Raw genomic sequence first — 478 nt, 5'->3', positions numbered from 1 at the left:
GGTCGTAGTCGTAGGCGACGCAGCCCAGGTCGTAGCTCACGGTCACGTAGAGGATGTACTCCACGCGACCGTGGAAGGTCAGGCACTTGAACTGCGACACGCAGGGCGAGCCGTCGCGGTTCTCGACCATCTCCTCGACGATCACGTGATTGTTCAGGCCGCGATAGCACCATTGGCGCGCGAAGAAGGCGCGGATCTCCTCGGGCGCGAACGCCGCGCCCGTCTTCAGGTCGGTGCCGCGATCCATCAGCATCAGCACGCCGGTCTGGCAGCGCGGCTTGATCACGTAGCGTGGCGGCAGCGCGGCGAAATCGCAGTCGGCCACGTCGCCCTGGAAATACAGCTTCGGCAGGTAGGCCTCGAAAGCCTGCAGATGCGTGCGGCAGGTCAGCTTGCAGTCGAGCTGCGTCTCGCTCGCCACGCGCCGCATTTCGTCGGGCGTGGCGCCGGCCTGGAAGATGCCCCGGCGATCGTCGTA

1 pseudogene is annotated in these 478 nt (G+C 65.9%); it reads right to left on the bottom strand.

From position 1 onward, the window contains the following. Window positions 1-478 (bottom strand): annotated as a pseudogene (locus FQ746_RS31910) (hypothetical protein); the annotation flags it as partial.

This window comes from Paraburkholderia sp. BCC1886 (assembly GCF_900996245.1).
Taxonomy (GTDB): Bacteria; Pseudomonadota; Gammaproteobacteria; order Burkholderiales; family Burkholderiaceae; genus Paraburkholderia.
The sequence above is the reverse complement of the archived record's forward strand: the minus strand, read 5'-3'. Positions and strand labels throughout refer to the sequence as shown.